Origin of the sequence: Demequina sediminis (genome assembly GCF_039545075.1) — a bacterium.
Lineage (GTDB): Bacteria > Actinomycetota > Actinomycetes > Actinomycetales > Demequinaceae > Demequina > Demequina sediminis.
This window is the reverse complement of the sequence record NZ_BAABRR010000004.1, coordinates 147,841-165,150: the sequence shown is the minus strand read 5'-3', so window position 1 is coordinate 165,150 and position 17,310 is coordinate 147,841. Positions and strand designations below refer to the sequence as shown.

20 protein-coding genes are annotated in these 17,310 nt (G+C 72.5%); 13 read left to right on the top strand and 7 right to left on the bottom strand.

Annotated features, from left to right (window positions below; genetic code table 11):
- Positions 1–233: 233 nt before the first annotated feature.
- The 3 genes from ABEA62_RS05245 to ABEA62_RS05235 all read right to left on the bottom strand — a co-directional run bounded on the left by ABEA62_RS05245 (position 234) and on the right by ABEA62_RS05235 (position 4,066).
- Entirely contained in the window at positions 234–1,391 is a 1,158-nt protein-coding gene (locus ABEA62_RS05245) for a DNA topoisomerase IB (RefSeq protein WP_286214368.1), read from the bottom strand.
- Positions 1,388–2,935: an FAD-dependent monooxygenase gene (locus ABEA62_RS05240; protein ID WP_286214369.1), complete on the bottom strand. Its 1,548-nt coding sequence runs from the start codon at positions 2,933–2,935 to the stop codon at positions 1,388–1,390. Before ABEA62_RS05240 ends, ABEA62_RS05245 begins: the two co-directional genes overlap by 4 nt.
- An 81-nt stretch (positions 2,936–3,016) precedes the next feature.
- The gene (locus tag ABEA62_RS05235; RefSeq protein ID WP_345378952.1) at positions 3,017–4,066 is read right to left on the bottom strand and encodes a hypothetical protein; all 1,050 of its coding nucleotides are present in this window, start codon (positions 4,064–4,066) and stop codon (positions 3,017–3,019) included.
- Positions 4,067–4,146: 80 nt separating this feature from the next.
- On the opposite strand from ABEA62_RS05235, the gene ABEA62_RS05230 reads away from it, so the two are divergent.
- The 4 genes from ABEA62_RS05230 (at position 4,147) to ABEA62_RS05215 (ending at position 7,303) form a co-directional block, all read left to right on the top strand.
- A complete protein-coding gene (locus ABEA62_RS05230) occupies positions 4,147–5,013 on the top strand; it encodes an ATP-grasp domain-containing protein (protein ID WP_286214372.1) in 867 nt (288 codons plus the stop codon).
- A gap of 402 nt (positions 5,014–5,415) precedes the next feature.
- A complete protein-coding gene (locus tag ABEA62_RS05225; RefSeq protein ID WP_286214373.1) occupies positions 5,416–6,486 on the top strand; it encodes a TerC family protein in 1,071 nt (356 codons plus the stop codon).
- 129 nt (positions 6,487–6,615) lie between these two features.
- Entirely contained in the window at positions 6,616–6,750 is a 135-nt protein-coding gene (locus ABEA62_RS05220) for a hypothetical protein (protein ID WP_286214374.1), read from the top strand.
- 82 nt (positions 6,751–6,832) lie between these two features.
- Positions 6,833–7,303 (top strand): SRPBCC domain-containing protein, encoded by a 471-nt coding sequence (locus tag ABEA62_RS05215; protein WP_286214375.1) that lies wholly within the window; start codon positions 6,833–6,835, stop codon positions 7,301–7,303.
- Between the two features lie 44 nt (positions 7,304–7,347).
- Here ABEA62_RS05215 and ABEA62_RS05210 read toward each other — a convergent pair whose 3' ends face one another.
- Both ABEA62_RS05210 and ABEA62_RS05205 read right to left on the bottom strand, forming a co-directional pair.
- On the bottom strand, positions 7,348–8,487 hold the full coding sequence (locus ABEA62_RS05210) for a MalY/PatB family protein (protein WP_345378948.1): 1,140 nt from the start codon (positions 8,485–8,487) through the stop codon (positions 7,348–7,350).
- A 172-nt stretch (positions 8,488–8,659) separates the two neighbouring features.
- The gene (locus ABEA62_RS05205; RefSeq protein ID WP_286214376.1) at positions 8,660–9,325 is read right to left on the bottom strand and encodes a class I SAM-dependent methyltransferase; all 666 of its coding nucleotides are present in this window, start codon (positions 9,323–9,325) and stop codon (positions 8,660–8,662) included.
- 62 nt (positions 9,326–9,387) lie between these two features.
- Here ABEA62_RS05205 and ABEA62_RS05200 point away from each other — a divergent pair, with 62 nt between their 5' ends.
- From ABEA62_RS05200 to ABEA62_RS05180, 5 genes are all read left to right on the top strand, one after another.
- Positions 9,388–10,014, top strand: a complete 627-nt coding sequence (locus tag ABEA62_RS05200) for a hypothetical protein (RefSeq protein WP_286214377.1) — start codon at positions 9,388–9,390, stop codon at positions 10,012–10,014.
- Between the two features lie 95 nt (positions 10,015–10,109).
- A complete protein-coding gene (locus tag ABEA62_RS05195; protein ID WP_345378944.1) occupies positions 10,110–10,613 on the top strand; it encodes a copper chaperone PCu(A)C in 504 nt (167 codons plus the stop codon).
- Positions 10,610–11,872, top strand: coding sequence for a Dyp-type peroxidase (locus tag ABEA62_RS05190; protein WP_286214378.1), 1,263 nt, complete (start codon positions 10,610–10,612; stop codon positions 11,870–11,872). Before ABEA62_RS05195 ends, ABEA62_RS05190 begins: the two co-directional genes overlap by 4 nt.
- A 25-nt stretch (positions 11,873–11,897) precedes the next feature.
- Positions 11,898–12,530 (top strand): RBBP9/YdeN family alpha/beta hydrolase, encoded by a 633-nt coding sequence (locus tag ABEA62_RS05185; RefSeq protein WP_286214379.1) that lies wholly within the window; start codon positions 11,898–11,900, stop codon positions 12,528–12,530.
- Entirely contained in the window at positions 12,527–13,426 is a 900-nt protein-coding gene (locus ABEA62_RS05180) for a phosphotransferase (protein WP_286214380.1), read from the top strand. The genes ABEA62_RS05185 and ABEA62_RS05180 overlap by 4 nt, the downstream gene beginning before the upstream one ends.
- An 18-nt stretch (positions 13,427–13,444) precedes the next feature.
- On the opposite strand, the gene ABEA62_RS05175 is transcribed toward ABEA62_RS05180, so the two are convergent.
- Together ABEA62_RS05175 and ABEA62_RS05170 are read right to left on the bottom strand one after the other, a co-directional pair.
- Positions 13,445–13,789 carry a hypothetical protein gene (locus ABEA62_RS05175; protein WP_286214381.1) on the bottom strand — a complete coding sequence of 115 codons (345 nt, stop codon included), beginning with the start codon at positions 13,787–13,789 and terminating at the stop codon, positions 13,445–13,447.
- 9 nt (positions 13,790–13,798) lie between these two features.
- Positions 13,799–14,632 carry a siderophore-interacting protein gene (locus ABEA62_RS05170; protein WP_345378937.1) on the bottom strand — a complete coding sequence of 278 codons (834 nt, stop codon included), beginning with the start codon at positions 14,630–14,632 and terminating at the stop codon, positions 13,799–13,801.
- Between the two features lie 165 nt (positions 14,633–14,797).
- Between ABEA62_RS05170 and ABEA62_RS05165 the strand changes: the two genes are divergently transcribed.
- The 4 genes from ABEA62_RS05165 to ABEA62_RS05150 all read left to right on the top strand — a co-directional run bounded on the left by ABEA62_RS05165 (position 14,798) and on the right by ABEA62_RS05150 (position 17,308).
- Positions 14,798–15,364 (top strand): GNAT family N-acetyltransferase, encoded by a 567-nt coding sequence (locus ABEA62_RS05165; RefSeq protein WP_286214383.1) that lies wholly within the window; start codon positions 14,798–14,800, stop codon positions 15,362–15,364.
- 45 nt (positions 15,365–15,409) lie between these two features.
- The gene (locus ABEA62_RS05160) at positions 15,410–16,309 is read left to right on the top strand and encodes a phosphotransferase (protein WP_286214384.1); all 900 of its coding nucleotides are present in this window, start codon (positions 15,410–15,412) and stop codon (positions 16,307–16,309) included.
- Between the two features lie 42 nt (positions 16,310–16,351).
- Complete coding sequence (locus ABEA62_RS05155) at positions 16,352–16,765, top strand: DUF6174 domain-containing protein (RefSeq protein ID WP_286214385.1); 414 nt, start codon at positions 16,352–16,354, stop codon at positions 16,763–16,765.
- Between the two features lie 63 nt (positions 16,766–16,828).
- Entirely contained in the window at positions 16,829–17,308 is a 480-nt protein-coding gene (locus ABEA62_RS05150) for a cation:proton antiporter regulatory subunit (RefSeq protein WP_286214386.1), read from the top strand.
- Positions 17,309–17,310: the final 2 nt, after the last annotated feature.

Below are 17,310 nucleotides of genomic sequence, written 5' to 3'. Positions count from 1 at the left end.
GACGCCGACGCCGGATCACTCGCCGCTGACTCTCGCGGCTCGCACTCGCGCACCCTTTCTCGCGGCTCCGCCACACGCCGGCGACCATGGGTGTCCCATGGCGCGCATCAACCTCGCGGAAACGACCATGGGTGTCCCATTGGCGCAGACGCGTGTGGCGGAGCCGCGGAGAATGGTGGGGCGGAGCCGCGGCACATCGTGTGGCGGAGAGTGGCACGCCGCGCAAAGCACGCTCAGGCGCGTGAGCGGTCGCGCGCCCTTCCCACAGGCCCCGACGACACCTCGCGCGCGGCGGCCCTGATCCGTCGCTTCGCCGCCTCCGGCGAGCGGGTCAACAGGTCGAGCACGGCCGCCTCAAGGGCATCCTGAGCGTGCTCGGGCCTCTCGCCTGGCACCGCCTCGCCACCGGTCACGCCCAGGCCCTCGACACCGAGGGCATCCACCACGGGAGCCAGCGACACCCCGTCCTCCCACAGGTCCACGACGCGCGGATCGACGTAGGACGCGCGCGCGACCGCGGGGGTGTTGCCGAGCGCCTCGGCCACGTCCCTCATCACGCCTGCCACCGCGCGCTTGCGCGCCGTCGGGCTCAGGTCTGCCGCCGGAGCCAGAGCGCCCAGCCCGCGCGCGGCGACCACGGTGCCGTGCCACGTGCGGAAGTCCTTCGCGGTGGCCTCCGTCGCGAGGCGCTCGCGCACGTACGCGTTGATGTCGGCGCTGGTGATGTCGCGCCACACCACGGGCGGCCCGTCCTCACGCCACGCGAACAGCTCGGCTTCGCCGTCACGGCGCCGCTTGAGCGTCGCCAGCGCATCCGCGCAGGCAGCGTCCTGGAGGACCAGCCTGCGCTCGCGACCGTGCTTGGCGACGTACGAGAACTCGAGGGAGTCGGCGTCGATCCTCACGTGGTCGCGTCGCAGCGTCGCGAGTCCGTACGAGCCATTGTCCGCGGCGTAGCTCTCCCCGCCCACACGAAAGAGACCCAGGTCCAGGAGCCGAAAGCACACCGCGAGCACATGCTCCCTGGACATGTCGGCGCGAGCCAGATCCTCCGCGACCGCGGCACGGGCCGCGGGAAGGCGGCGCGCCACATCGAGGATGCGGTCGTGCTTCTCGCGATCCCTGTCCTCACGCCACTGCGGGTGGTAGAGGTATTGGCGGCGCCCGGCATCGTCCGTCCCCACCGCCTGGAGGTGACCGCGGTCAGACTCACAAATCCAGACGTCCGTCCATGCGGGCGGAATCGCGAGTGCCTCGATGCGTGCGCGTACGGCGGCGTCCCGCACCGTCGCGCCGTGGCGGTCGCGATACGAGAAGCCCTTGCCCGAGCGCACTCGCCCGTAACCGGGCCCCGAGCAGTCCGAACGATGGAGCCGCACCCGGCGGCTCATGGGACCAGCCCCGTGGCGCGGGCCGCGGCGGCGAGGTCGGCCGCGGTGGGGCCACGCAGCACCGCCGCGACGTGCCGATCCGGCCGCACGAGCAGCACGTGGCCGCGGCGGAGGCTCCGGCGCAGACCTCGGCGCGCCTCACCGGAGTCGACGACCACCGTGGCGAGTCCGTCGATCGCGGGCGGGTCGACCCCGATCCCCACGACCGCCGCGCGACCGCCGAGCAGCGACGCGAGCCTCTCGCCCGAGCGCAACACGGCGTCAGGCACGCGGCGCCCCACCGCCCGGCGGGCGCCCCACCACCCACCGCCGAGCAACCGCCCGCTGTGCCGGCTGCGGTAGCGGAGGTCTCGCATCGACAACCGACGGGTGAGGAGGCGCGATGCGGTCCGCGACCGCAGCAGGATCCGCATGGCCCAGAATGCGGCGGGCCGGGTCCACACCGGAGTGCGGAACTCCAGCAGGGAGTTGAGGTAGGCACGGCGGCGCACCGCGGTCGCGATGTCGCGGCGCTCGCGGTCGTAGCCGTCGAGCATGAGGTCGGGATCCGCGCCCTCCACTACCGCGGCCAGGGTCCACGCGAGGTTCTCCGCGTCCTGCAAGCCCTGGTTCATGCCCTGGCCGCCCGCGGGCGAGATGAGGTGGGCGGAGTCTCCCGCGAGGACGATGCGGCCCACCCGGAAGCGCGGCACCGCCTGCTGGTAGAGGGTGGTCTGGGACTGCCACGTCACCCGGTGAGCGCGTTCGCCAAAGAGCCGGTTCACCGCGGGGGCCAACTCCTCGACGGGGACGTCGGGGCGACGCGGCGGCGGCCCCTCGGTCGGCAACGACACCGGCACCGGATCCGAGGGCATCGTCATGAGCACGCGCCAGCGGCCCGGCTCGAAGCGCAGCGCGGCCAACAGGCCACGCCGCGTGGGGTCGATGCGAATCGGCTCGAGGCCGCCGTCCTCGAGCTCGACGTCGAAGACCAAGAGGTTGACGGTGATGATCTGACCGCGGTGCCGCATGCCAAGTCCCTCGCGCACCACCGACCGCGAGCCGTCCGCCGCGACCAGATACGAGCCGCGAAGCTCCCTGACCCCGGCATCGTCCCTCACCACCGCGACCACGTGGTCACCCTCGTCGCGCGCGGACAGGCACTCCGCTCCGACCACGGTCGCGAGCGGCTCGGCCGTGATCGCGTCGCGCAGCAGGCGCTCGGTCGAGGCCTGCGGCAGGAGCACGATGCCCGGCATCGCCGACTCGGCCTCGAGCGGCGAGAAGTCGAGGGAGAAGATGGGGCGTTCGGTGCGGATGTCGGCGGGCGCGACACGGGCGCGCCGGTCGCCCTCGGCGAGGAAGGGCTCCACGAGGCCCCAATCCTCGAGGATCTCGAGGGTGCGCCCCCAGATGCCGAAGGCGCGCGATCCGCGCGGCGTCGTGAGGTCGCGCTCGATGACCGTCGACCGCACCCCGTGATGCGCGAGCCCGAGCGCGAGGGTCAGCCCCACGGGGCCTCCGCCCACGATCAGGACCTCGTCGCCCTCAGCATCGGTGCTCACGCGTCACCTCCCACCGGATACGACACCGCGCGCGCCCGCGCCATTCCGCGGTCCCTTCGCGACGCTCAGGACTCGGAGCGCCTACTCGACCACCAGCTCGACGCTCTCCTGAGACTCGGGCCCCGTCCAGCACACGGCCGCGAGCGCCCCAGGCGACTGCGCCGTTCCTGTCACGCGCGCGTCCTCGGCGGGACCACACAACCCGCCCGGCAACGACGTGGCCTCGACGAGGCGCCATTGGTCGGTCACCAGGTCGATGACCACCCACGTCCCTCCCGCCGAGGCGAGGAACTCGCTTCCCGCCGCGCGCTGGATCAGCATCACCGCGACGGTGCCGTCGTCATCGAGCCACACCTCCGCGCCCACGTCGCCGTGGGAGTCCACCCCGCCACCCGTGAGCAGGCCCCCGATCGCGCGCTGGGCCGCGAGCGCCTGGAACTCGCCGTCCCCCACGTAGAGGAACAGCGACTGCACGGTCGAGCGATACGAGTACCCCGCCCACAGCACCGTGCCGTCCGCGAGGTCCCTCACCGGCGCGACGGAGAAGACCCGGCCTCCCTCACCCCAGCGCTGCAGGGGAGGCACCGCGCCAGCGCCCCAGTCCTCCACCACGAGCCCGTCCTCGAGTTCGATCTGCACCACCTGGTAACCGTCTCCGCCGGTCAGGCGTGCCGTCCACGCGAGGCGCGCCGCCAGGTCGAACGCCACGACCTCGACCTGCACGTCCGTGCGTAGCTCGTAGAGCAGCACCAGGTCACCCTCGGGCGGCGACAGGTACAGCGCCTGCGCCGTCCCCCCGATCGGCGCGCCATCGGTCTCGACGCGCCGCGTCTCGACCACCCACGTGTCGTCGACGCAGTCCCACACCGCGTCGGTGAGCAGGCGCGCCTCGGGTAGTCCCTCGGCCTGCTCCGCGACCGGCGGCTTGGCGTCCTCCGGCAAGTTCACCCAGTGGCACGTGCCATCCCCCGTGGGAGTGGCGGTGGGTGTGGACGATGCCGTGGGAGCGGGCGCCGCGGCCGGTGAGGCGGCGTCGAGGACGCGCACGACAGTCAGGTACGCCGTGAAGCCCAGAGCCGCCCCGGCAACTAGCGCCGCACCGACCGCCAGGCCCCGCTGCCACCGCGCCATGGCCACCCCCTTGTCGCGACGCTATCGCCGGACGCGGGCATCGTCCCGGCGCCACTCCGGCACCGGCTACCGTGAGTCGCATGACCGCCCGCATCGCCATCGTCACCACGCGCGACCTGCCCGTCCCCGATGCCGACGAGGACCTGCTCCTGCCCCATCTCCCCGAGGCCGCGCTGGTCGCGTGGGAGGACCCCGGCGTGGACTGGGCCGCCTTCGACGTCGCGATCCTGCGCAGCACCTGGAACTATCACGACCGCCTCGACGAGTTCCTCGCCTGGGCCCGCGCGACCGCCGAGGTGACGCGGCTGGTCAACCCCGTGGCGACAGTCGAGTGGAACACCGACAAGCGCTACCTCGCGGACCTCGCTGCCGCGGGGATCCCCGTGGTTCCCACGACCTTTGTCTCGCCGGGAGAACGGGTTCCGGCCGATGCCGTGGTCGCCCTGGGCGGTCACCTGGTGGTCAAGCCGTCGGTGGGCGCCGGCTCGAACGGCGCGAAGCTGTTCGACGGGGACGCCGCCGGGGCTGGTGCGCACGTCGCTGAGCTCCATCGCCAGGGCAAGGTGGCGATGCTCCAGCCCTACCTCGCCGAGGTCGACACCGCGGGCGAGACCGCGCTCATCTACCTGGGTGGACGCTTCTCGCACGCCGCGCGCAAGGCCGCGATCCTGTCGCGCGACATGTCCTGGGAGACCGGGCTCTACGCCGACGAGAAGGTCGCGGCGACCGTGGCCACGCCTGCCGAGCGCGCCCTCGCCGACCGCGTGATCGCGGCGCTGCCCGGTCTCGGCCACCCCGACCTCGCGTATGTGCGAGTGGACCTGTTGCCCACCGCGGAGGGGCCCGTCCTGCTCGAACTCGAGCTCACCGAGCCCAGCCTGTTCCTCGCGCTGGGCGAGGGGGCGCCCCAGCGGGCGGCGGAGGCCTTCCGTGCGCTGCTGACCTGACGCCTCCGCGCCCCGCCCCCCGCCCCGCCCCGCCGCAGCCCCGGCCTCCCAGCGGCTCCGCCACACCGAATGTCGACTCCGCCACACACCGGTCGGCGTGTCGTCGGCGTGTCGCGCTCCGCAAGCCGGATCTGAGGCCAGATGCGCCCGCGGCGTGTGGCGGAGCCGCGGAGGTGGTGGCGGCCACCAGCGCGCGAGGCGTGTGGCGGAGCCGCGGAAAAGGTGGAAATCGCGGAGTAGGTAGCCACCAGCGCCCGCGTGACCTACTGTTATCCCCCGAGGGGAGTACTTCCCAAGTTTCGTCCCGGTCAGTACGAGGTCTTCGTGGATCTCCCGGGCGGACGCCGCGTCCTCGACACGGCGAAGGAGACCTCAGGCGCTGACCCGTACCTGAGGAGACCCATGTCCCCGCTTGTCCTCGAGACCACCCCCGCCCCCGCGGCGCTGGAGTCGATCGCGACCCCCGGCCTGTGGTTCGGCACCATCGCAGCCGTCATCGCACTGCTGGTCTTCGACTTCGTCGTGACCCGCAAGCCCCACGAGGTCTCCTTCAAGGAGGCCGTGGGCTGGTCCGCGTTCTACATCGCGCTGCCGCTCGCATTCGGCGGCTGGGTGTGGGCCGCGCACGGGTCCGAGATCGGCGTGAAGTACTACACCGGGTACATCGTCGAGAAGTCGCTGTCCGTCGACAACCTCTTCGTCTTCATCCTCATCCTCAGCGCCTTCGCGGTGCCGCGCATCCTCCAGCAGCGCGTCCTGCTGATCGGCGTGGCCGGCGCGATCATCCTGCGCGGCGTGTTCATCGCGCTCGGCGCGAGCCTCATCGCGACGTTCGACTGGACCTTCCTGCTGTTCGGCGCGATCCTGCTCGCCACCGCCGTCAAGGTGTTCCGCGACGCGCAGAGCACCGAGGACGAGCACGTCGATCCCAGCAACATGCGCATCGTCAAGATGATGTCCAAGGTGTTCCCCGTGACGGGCGAGTACCACGGCTCCAAGGCCACGGTCACGATGAACGGTCGCCGCGCGCTCACCCCGCTCGCGCTGGTGATGGCCGCGATCATCACCACGGACGTGGTCTTCGCGGTCGACTCGGTGCCCGCCGTGTTCGGCATCACCTCCGACCCCTACCTGGTGTTCGCGACCAACGCGTTCGCGCTGCTGGGCCTGCGCGCGCTCTACTTCGTGCTCGAGGGCGCGCTGTCGAAGCTGGTCCACCTGGGCTACGGCCTGTCCGTGATCCTCGGATTCATCGGCATCAAGCTGGTGCTGCACTGGGCGCACGGCGTGTGGCCCGGCGTCCCCACCGTGCCCACCACGTGGTCGCTGCTGGTGATCGTGGGTGTCCTCGCGGTGACGGTCGCCACGAGCCTGCGCGCCTCCAAGAAGGCGGAGCTCGCCGCCCTCCAGGAGGAGCACCCCGCATTCATCGACCCCACCCCCGGCCCCGGTCGCCCCGGACCGGGCGCGTAGGCCCGGCCGGGGCATCGTTCCTGCGGGGACGATGCCCCGGCCGCCTTCGCGGGGAAGGTCTCGCGGGGCAGTGGCGTTGTCGCCACCGGAGGTACACACATGAGACGACGATTCGGACGCTGGATCTTCATGGCCATTGCCATCCCCCTCGCCGCCGCGGCACTGGGGAAGATCGCGGAGCGGGTCGAGGCCAGTCGCGGCCCCGACTCGAAGATCGCCAAGGGCCTGCGCATGGGCAAGGGAGTGCTCCGGCCGGGCACCTAGTCCCCACGGGTTGACGCGCGACCTCCCGGATACCAGGCTGGAGGCACGGGCACGGTGCCCGGCGCCTGCCCGGGAGGTCGCAATGGACATCACGTTCGAGGTGCCCGCGGAGCCGCCGGTGCTGGCGCAGACCGCCCGCCTGGCGCATCCGGTGTCGCGCGTCTGGACGGCGTATACCGAGCCGCTCTTCGTCAAGCAGTGGTGGGCGCCGCACGGCTACACCAACGGCGTGGTCGACATGGATGTCGAGCCGGGCGGGGCGTGGCGCGTGGTGCAGGCGGACCCCGAGGGCAACACCTTCGCGTTCTACGGGCGCTACGAGCGCGTCGAGCCCCGCGCTCTCCTCGCCTTCACGTTCGTGAGCGAGATCTTCCCCGACGTCCTCACCTGGATGCGCGTCGACATGGGGGCGACGGCGGCGGGCACCATGGTCGTGACCAGCCACCGCTTCCCCGACGACTACCACCGCACGGGCTTTCTCAACCTGGGCGGGGTCGCGCGCATGCGCGAGGCGAGCGAGCGCCTCGACGCGCTGCTGCGCACCATGGCCTGACCTACGCACGCCGCGGCTCGACAGCGGCTCGACCGCGGCAGACCCTACTGCTGCGGGAGCACGCTCGCGATCCGGCGCACGGCCTCCTCAAGGATGGCCGGGCTGGTCGCGATGTTGAGGCGCGCATGCCCCTCGCCCCCCGTGCCGAAGTCGAGGCCCCTGTTCAGCGCGACCCGACCCTTCTCGAGGAGCACCGCGGCGGGGTCCTCCCCGAGCATCGTCCCGAATCCCAGCCACGTCAGGTAGGTGCCCTCGGGGACCGTGTGGGTCACCCCGGGCAGGTGGGCGGCGACAAGGTCGCGCACCAGGAAGCGGTTGCGGTCGAGGCCGGCGAGCATGCCGTCGAGCCAGTCGCCGCCGTGAGCGTAGGCGGCCTCCTGCGCGATCGCACCCAGGTGCCCCGGGCCGTGATGCTTGCCCGCGCGGAACGATGCGAGGGCCGCCGAGCCCGGGCCGCCCACGAGCAGCGCGGCGGGCATCGCGGCAAGGTTCCACGCCTTCGAGGCCGCGTGCAGCGCGAGCCCCGTCGGATCGACGTCAAGGTACGGCGTGAAGCGCGAGCCCTCGAGGACGATCGGCGCGTGGATCTCGTCCGAGACCACACCCACCCCGTAGCGGGCGGCGAGGGCGGCGACGGACTCGAGCTCGGCGCGCGTGTGGACCGTGCCGCCCGGGTTGTGAGGGTTGCACAGGAGGTAGGCGGCGCGGCGCCCGCCCGTAGTCGCCTGCTGCATGGCCCGCTCGATCGCGTCCAGGTCGAGGCGCAGGTCCGCGGTGAGCGGCGCCTCGGCGATCTCACGCCCGGCCTGTCGCAGGTACGAGAAGAACGGCGGGTAGACGGGCGGGTTGACGATCACCGCGCCGCCGAGGTCGGTGAGCTCGACCAGGGCATCCACATATCCGAGGATCACGCTCTGCACCGGGGTGACATCCGCGGGGTCGACGCGCCAGCCCCACCGCGCGGCGGCGAAGGCCGCGAAGGACTCGACATAGGGCGTCGAGCCGGGGTAGCCCATGTCGCCGTCCCGCACCGCGCGCTCGAGCGCTTCCCGGATGGGGGGTGCCAGGTCCACGTCCATCTCCGCGACCCACAGCGGCAGGACATCCGGGGCGTAGTAGCGCCACTTGGCGGACGTGCGCTCGCGGAGTCGCTCGAGGGGGACGATGAACGGGTCGGCGGTCATGGGTACGAGCCTAAACGCGTAGTCGGGTCGGACGGCGCAGGATGGATGGTGTGCACTGCCGACTGTGGCGCCGAGCACAACGCCAGCTGAACCGTCCCCGGCTCCCATCAGCCTCGGCGCACTACGGACGCACCGGCGACGCGTTGGCGCCGCCGCGGACAACGGCCCCCGACTACTCGACGGGCCTCTCCCACGTGAGCGTGTAGCGCCACAGCAGTTCGCGCGTGAACTCGGCGCCAGGCAGGAGCCGTGCGGCCGCCTCCTCGACGTCGCGGAAGGTGTGCGGCGCGGGCCAGACGCAGTCGCAGCCGTGATCCCAGTAGCCGCGGAACAGCCGGTGGAACTTGTCGACGAAGGTCGCCCACACGTCGCGCGGGAGGTCCTGCGGCCAGCTCGACTTCGCCATCCCCACCACCAGCAGTCGGCCGCCGGGGGCGACCAGCTCGCGCAGTCGCGTGAGGCCCTGCTCGAGCTCGAGATGGTGAAGCGTCGCCGAGACGGTCACCACGTCGAACTCGCCCAACTCCTCGGTGAGCACGTCGCCCACCCGATACGTGATGGACGGGGACTGCGCCGGCGGCTCGTCCTCCGAGTCCAGCAGGTCCACCGTGTGACCCTGCGCGCGCGCACGCGTGATGGCCGCGGGGTTCGCGTCCACGCCGGTCACCTCGAGGCCGCGGGCCGCGAGCTGGCGAGCCAGGTATCCCTCGCCGCAGCCCACGTCGAGAGCGGTGCGCGCGGACTCGGGGATGATGGGCACCAGTTCGCGCATGTAGTGGATGTTGTAGTTCCACCGCTGGTGGTCGGGCCGCTCCTTCGCGGGCGTCTGCTCCGTCATGTGTCCATTGTCGCCTGCCCCAGGTAGGACCTCTGTCCCCCGTGCGTGCGAGAATCGGCGGCGTGAGCGAGGCAGGCGTGAGGCTGGCGCGCGCGGCGGGAGCGGCCGCGCTGTCGACGCTGTCCGCGTTGGGCCTGCACGGCCTCGCCGGCGGACACGTCCCCACCGCCGCCGCGGTGCTGGTGCCCCTCGCGGGCTCCTTCGCGGTCGCCGTGCAGCTGGCGGGGCGTCCGCTGGGCCGCCTGCGCCTCGCCGCGATCGCCGTCGCCAGCCAGGTGTTCTTCCACGCGACGTTCACGCTGGGCGCCGGGGCGCCTCTGGCGGCGGATTCCGCGACCACAAGCCACGCCGGACACGCGGGACACGCCGCCCCTGCCGGCCACGCCGCGCCCTCCCTCGTGACCGCCACCGCCGGCGACCACGCCGCCTCGATGCCCCTGGCCCACCTCGGTGCCGCGGTGATCACCTACGTGGGGATTCGTCGTGCCGCCACGCTCATCGACGCGCTCGGCTCCCTCGCGGCGCTCGTCGCTGAGGCACTCGCCGCGGCGCTGCTCGCGCGCCCCACGGCCGCCCGGACGGCGCCCGTCGCCGCCCGCCACGGCATCGTCCCCTCACACGTCCCCGCGCCCGCCCGGCGCGTCTGCCTCACGCTTCCCGCGCGGCGCGGGCCTCCCCTGCCGGTCTGAGATCTCGCATCGCCGGCACCCCGTCCGGCGCCCCTTTCAGACCACCCGCGCGGCCGCGCCCTTCGCGCCGCCGCGCACCCCACCACAGGAGAGTCATGTTCACTCGTCCCCGTCGTACCCTGCCCGCGCTCGCCCTCACGGCGGCGCTCGCCACCGCGCTCACCGCGCCCCTCGCCGCCTGCAGCGCGGACTCGCCCGCAACCGCGATGCTCACCATCACCGACCCCTGGGTCAAGACCGCCGAGTCCGGCATGACCGCCGCCTTCGCGACCCTCACCAACCCCACCGACGACGACCTCACGGTGACCGCTGCCACCACCGACTCGGCGGCGATGGTCGAGCTTCACGAGGTGGTCGACGGCGTCATGCAGGAGCGTGACGGCGGCTTCACCGTCCCCGCCGGCGAGTCGCTCACGCTCGAGCCGGGGGGCCTCCACCTCATGCTCATGGAGCTCTCCGGGCCCATCGTCGCGGGTGACACCGTCGCGTTCACCCTCGAGCTCGCGGACGGCAGCACGGTCGACCTCACCGCCACCGCGAAGGACTTCGACGGCGGCGAGGAGGACTACGAGGGCGGCATGGAGTCGCACTCGTCATGATGGCCTCCGCCGGACACTCGGACCGGCGCCGTCCCAGCCGGCGGCAGCTCCTCCTCGGAGGGGCCGCCGCCGGCGCGGGCGCCGCGGTCACCCTGGGCGCGGAGCGCGCCGGAGCGCTGCCCGGCTCGACACCGGCGCCCACCGCCGATTCCGCCGGCCTCAACGGCGAGCGCACCGTCCCGTTCCACGGCCCTCACCAGGCCGGCGTGACCGCCAGGCCGGGCGCGCACGCGACCTACCTGGCCTTCGACCTGCTCCCCGACACGGATCGGGAACGCTTGCGCGCGTGGCTGAGCCTGCTCACGGACGATGCCGCCCGCGTCACCCAGGGCCGCGGCGCGCTCGCGGACCTTGAGCCCGAACTTGCGGTGCGGCCCGCGGGCCTCACCGTGACATTCGGCCTGGGCCGCGAGGCAGTGCTGCGCGCGGGCGCCGAGCCACCCGACTGGCTGGGCCCCCTGCCCGCGTTCACGATCGACCGGCTCGAGGATCGCTGGTCGGGCGGCGACGCCATGGTGCTCCTCCATGGCGACGACCCCACGGCGATCAGCCACCTCGCCCGCATGCTGGCGCGCGACTCGCGATCGTTCGCGACCGTGCGCTGGCGCCAGGACGGCTTCCGTCGCGCCTACGGCTCGGACCCGAGCGGCACCACGATGCGCAATCTCTTCGGGCAGGTGGACGGCTCGTCCAACCTCGGGCCGGAGGACGATGCCTTCGGGGCGACCGTCTGGGCCGGCACCGAGGCGCCGGGCTGGCTGCGCGGCGGCACCTCGCTAGTGCTGCGACGCATCGCGATGAATCTCGAGGGCTGGGACGAGGTGGGCGTCGAGGGGCGCGAGGCCGCGGTCGGCCGGCGGATCGCGGACGGCGCTCCCCTCACGGGCGGCACGGAGCGCGACCCGCTCGACCTCGAGGCGAAAGGACCGGGAGGGTTTACGGTCATCAATCCGGCAGCCCACGCGGCCCGTGCGCGCGTCGAGGACCCGGCCCAGGGCATCGTCCGCCTGGGGTACTCCTACGACGTCCCCGTCGAGCCCGGCGCCCTCGACGCGCGCGGACGCCCCGCCGTGTCCAACGTGGGACTGCTGTTCGGCTCGTGGCAGCGGGATGTCGCGCGGCAATACGTGCCGATGCAGCGGCGCCTCGCGGAGGCCGACCTCCTCAACACGTGGACCACGCCCATCGGATCCGCGGTCTTCGCGATCCCTCCCGGCTGCGAGCAGGGAGGATTCATCGGCGAGACCCTGTTCGCGTGAGCCGAGTGCGTGTCACCATGAGCGGATGACGCGCGTCCTTCTCCTCCACGGATTCGAGCACACGCGGCCGCGGACCCACTGGATGTGGTGGCTCGCAGAGAGCCTGCGCGGGCGGAGGGTGCCCGTCCAGTACCCGCAGCTGCCCACGCCGCACGCCCCCTCGCTCGAGGAGTGGGCGTCGCTCGCGCGCGCCGAGCTCGAGATGCTCGGGGACGGCGAGCGCGTGGTCGTCACCCACTCGCTGGGCGGAATCCTGTGGCAGCACGTCGCGAGCGAGGCCGTGCGCCACGCCCACCCCGAGCTCCTCGCTGACCGCGTGCTCATGGTCGCGCCGCCTCATCCCAGCCGGCTCACCGGCGCGCTCGCGCCGTTCGCGCTCGACGGCACCGAGGCCCCGGCGCTCGCGCGCGTGGCCCGCGACACGCGCATCGTCGCCAGGGAGACCGACCCCTACCGGCCCGGCCCCGCGGGAGACCTCGCCAGAGACTGGGGGCTGGCCGTCCATGTGCTTCCCGGCGCGGGCCACCTCAACCCCGACGACGGCCACGGGCCGTGGCAGGCGGTGCTCGACTGGGTGGTCGGTGGCGGGAGCCGCAATGCGGGTGCAGGCGACGTCGAGTGGCGACTCGGGGAGGGCGCCCGTAGCCTCGACGCATGAGCTCAACGTCGTGGTCATCCCCCGCCGCCGAGCTTGCCGTCACCCCGGCCCTGGTGCGCGCCCTCCTCGAACGGGAGCATCCCGATCTCGCGGGCCTCGCCCTGGGCGAGACGTACGAGGGATGGGACAACGTGACGATGCGCGTGGGCGACAGTCTCGCGGTGCGCATCCCTCGTCACGCGCGGGCCGGCTCGCTCATCGAGCGCGAGCACGTGTGGCTGCCGCGGCTCGCGGCCGCGTGGACGTTCGCGGTGCCGGCTCCCGTGCGGATCGGCGCGGCCTCCGCCGAGGTGCCGTGGCCCTGGGCCGTGGTGCCGTGGATGGCCGGCGACTCCGCATACGACACGCCGCTGTCCTCACGGGGAGCCGTGGACCTCGGCCGCGCGCTCGCGCAGGTTCACGCCCCCGCTCCGCCCGATGCGCCGCGCAATCCCTTCCGCAGCGCGCCTCTCGCGGACCGTGCCGAGCGCTTCGATGATCGCGTCGAGAGGCTCATCGACCTCGGCGTGCCGATCGATGCGGACCTCGCGCGCGCGCAGTTCCGCACGGGCGCGGTGCGACGCCGGCCCATCGAGACGTGGTGTCACCTCGACCTCCACGGCGCGAATGTGCTCACCGAGTGCGGCCGTCTCGCGGGGATCCTCGACTGGGGCGACATGGGCATCGGCGACCCAGCGACCGACCTGGGCCAGGCCTGGTGTCTCGTGGGAAGCGCGCGCATGCGCGACCTCCTCAAGGGCTACGCGGACGCGGTCACGCCGCTCGACGAGTCCGCGATGCAGCGGATCCGCGCCGAGGCGCTCGCGTTTGCGGTCACGCTCGCGTCCTTCGACGAGCAGCCGTACGCGGCCGCGGGCCGCGCCGCGCTGGTCGACCTCGACGTCGTGCCCGGCTGAGACCCTTTCGCACCCAGGTCAGCCGCGCCGGTACTCCACGACCTCCGTGACCTCGCGCGCGTCCGCCGGCCCCGCCTCGTAGCGCACGGGCATCCCGGGGTGCGCGAGCGCGAACCAGAAGGTCGCCGCCGAGCCCTCGCCCACGACCCCGTAGCGCAGGCACTCGAGCGGCCCCATGGGGGTGTCGAGCGTCACCTCGTGATCGTCGGGATCGCGGAAGACCGTGACGTCGCGCTCGATCACTCCGTCGCGGTGAGTGCGCGTCTGGACGGTCCAGCCGTCGGGCGTCGCCTCGCGGATCTGCTCGGCGGTGAAGGGCGTGGGCGCATGCTCGGGGTCGAGCAGGTGCCCCATCGTCGTCATGCCTCCAGGCTAGACGCCCATGCGCTGCAGGAAGGGCTCGAGCTCGAGCCAGTTTTCCTCGTCCGAGCGGTCCTCGCGCCACAGCGCCGCGTACTGCGCCTTGGTCTCGTCGCTCGCGGACTCCCAGACGCGCAGCGCGCGCTCGAGGTCGGCGTGCCAGTAGCCCACGATGCGATAGTGCGTGAGCGGCAGCGCGAACTCGCGCCGCAGCAGCTGCCGGATTCGGCGCGAGTGCACCGACTCACACGCGACCCAGATGTACGCCCCCGCGGCGGGGTCGAGCTGGTCGCCCGCGAGGTCGACCAGCAGGTCCTTGAGGATCGACGCCCCGCCGCCGTTGCCGCCCACGCGCCACTCGACCGCGGCCTCGGCCACGGTCGCCAGGTCCCTGGCATCGGCCATGTCGGCGAGCTCGATGATGACGCGGAAGGACTCCTCCTCACGGGCCTCGGCGAGAATGCGGGCGATCGCGGGCAGCGCGGTCGCGTCGCCCAGCAGTACGCGGGTGCGTGGGCCTGCAGGGGGGCCGTAGTAGGCCTTGGGCTCGGAGACCGCGGTTCGATCGCCCACCCGGGCGCCGCGCGCCCACGTCGCGCCAGGCCCGTCGCCGTGGAGGAAGATCTCCATCTCGAAGCCGTCAGGGGTCACGTGACTCACCGTGTAGTGGCGGGAGTCGTGACCGTCGGCGTCCATGGTGTCCGCGCCCACCTCGACGTGCACAAACTCGTCGGGGCGACCGGTCGACTGCCACGCGGAGGGCTCATCGAGACGCAACCCAATACGCATCATGTGGGGCGTCACCTGCTCGACCGAGGCGACGGTCGCGGCGTGGCTGGTCTCCATGGGGCTCCCTCCCGTGGGCGGCGCGATCGCGCTCGAAGTAAGGTGAGGCTCACCTCGCCGCCCAGTGTAAACCACATCCGCAACGCCTGTGTTGCCTAATTGCACCCCGGAGGTTGCCTCGCGAATTGCTGGGGTAACAGTGTGATATCCCACTATCGTGAGGCCGTGGCCTTCGCACCGTTGCACACCGAGCGTCTTGTGCTCCGCCCCTTTACCGAGGCGGACGCCGAGGATTTTGCCACGCGCCGCTCGGACCCCGAGACCGCGATGTACCAGGCCTGGCGCGTTCCCTACTCCGTCGACAAGGCGCTCGCCCTGATCCGCGAGTCCGCCGCCCACGACGGCCCGGTCCCCGGCGGCTGGTACCAGCTCGACGTCGAGCGCCGCGCCGACGGCCGCACCGTCGGCGACGTGGCCGTCTACCTGCATGAACACGGCCACACCGCGGAGGTGGGCTACACGCTGCATCCGTGGGCGCGCCGGAAGGGTTACGCGACGGAGGCCACAGCCGCGCTTATCGACTACCTGGTCGACACCGCGGGCGTCCACCGCATCGAGGCCGCGACTCATCCCGACAACTCTCGCTCGATCCTGGTGCTCGAGCGCCTGGGCTTCCTGGCCGAGGGCGTTAAGCGCGAGGCGTACTGGGTCGAGGACGAGGTCTCGGACGACGCGATCTTCGGCCTCCTCGCCCGCGAGTGGCGTGCGCGACGCAACGCGATGCGGCTTTAGCCTCACCCGTCCGCGAGCGCCGCGTCTGCCAGTAGGGTGAGCGGCATGTCTGACGGAACTCGCTCCGGCAAACCGCTGGTGGTCACCGACGATGCGATCCGCGCGCTCGTCGACGATCAGTTCCCGCACCTCGCGGATCAAGAGCTGGGCCGGCGCTACACGCTCGAGGACCACTTCGCGATCAGGATCGGCGACCACCACGGCGCGCTCTTCCCCCGCTATGTCGACGACGACTTCCTCTTCGCGAGGGCCGCGGACCTGCTCGCCCCTCACCTCGAGCGGTGGACCTTCCCCGTGAGCGCCCCCACCGCGACGGGTCGCCCCGGGCACGGCTACCCGTGCCACTGGACGCTCGTCGACTGGGTCTCAGCGTCGACCGCGGGATTCGTCCCCCTTCAAGGTGAGTCCGCGGGCCTCCTGGGCGCCGCGCTGCGTCAGATCCACACGCCCGCCCCGCCCGCCTCGCCCGCGAACCCCCGCACCTCGCCGCGCCTCGCGGACCTCCTTCCCGAGTGGGAACGGCTCCTTGCGGGCGCCGTGCACCGCGGCGCTCCCGAGAACCGCGTGCTCGACGTCGACGCCGCGACCGCCATGTTCCGCGACGGCGTGGACGCTTCCCTCGACGCAGGGTGGTCATGGACCCACGGGCGCATCGAGCCGCGCGCCCTGATGTCGGACCGCGGACACTTCTGCGGCATCCTCATCTGGCAGAACTTCGGCGCGGGCGATCCCGCCGCGGACCTGGGCGGCGCCGCGACCGCGATCCCGCTCGAGATGCTCGCCGACCTTCACGCCGGATACGGCGGCGTCTCCCCCACCACCGCACGCCGGGCGCGCTCGTATCAACTGCTCGCCGCGCTCGGCTATGTCGAGATCGACGATCCGTTCCTCGCGCGCCTGGCGTGGGAGCGGATGATCGAGCTGGGGCTCGTCGGCGAGGCCTGAGGTCTGAGGGCTGGGGAGCAACGATGCGGCGATGGGGGGGCCATGGCGAGGCGAGGGGCACTCGTGGTGGCCGTCGCGCTCGTGGCCGGATGCGCATCGTCCCCGCCTCCCCCGTGGAGCGAGCCCGCCGACTACACGTACGACGCCACCATCGAGGTGTTCGGCCCCGCCTCGGGCCAGTGGCGCGTGACCGTGCGCGGCGGCGATGTCACCGAGGTCGAACCCCTCGATGACGTGGCGCGCTTCTCCGACGTCGACGGGGGCGCCACGACGGAGGACTTCCTCACGTTCGCCGAGTATGAGCAGATGTACGCCGATGCCGTGGCGGGCGGCGCGGCCACCGCGCGCCTCACGCGGGACGAGTCCGGCGCGCTCTCACGCCTCGAGGTCGACATGAGCGCGGACGCTCAGGACGACGAGTTCACGGTGGTCGTCACGGCGGTCGAGGTGCCCTGACACGTCGACCGCGCGCGGGCCACCCGTAGCCCGGTCGCGCCCCCGCGTGGGAGAGTGAGCGCCATGGACATCTTCGAGACCCCGCTCCCCGGAGTCGGCGTCCGCTACGAGTTCACCGCCGAGGGCGGCGACCACGTGGGCGTGGTGGTGCGACGTGACGGCAAACGCGACATCGCGATCTACGACCGCGAGGACCCCGACGCGTGCCGTGGCACGGTCGAACTGTCCGAGGGCGACGCGGGAAAGATGGCGGAACTCCTGGGCGGCACGAACATCATCGCGCGCCTCGAGGACCTCAAGCACACGATCGTGGGGCTCGCGATCGAGTGGGTGACGATGCCAGCCTCGGGCGGGCTCGTGGGGCGCACGCTGGGGGAGGGTCGCATCCGCACCGTGACCTCCGCCTCAGTGGTCGCGGTCATCCGCGGCGACCAGGGCATCCCCGGCATCGAGCCGTCGTTTGTCTTCGAGGCGGGCGACACCGTCCTGGTCCTCGGCTCCGACGAGGCCGTCGACCGCGCGGCGCACATCCTGACGGGCTGAGC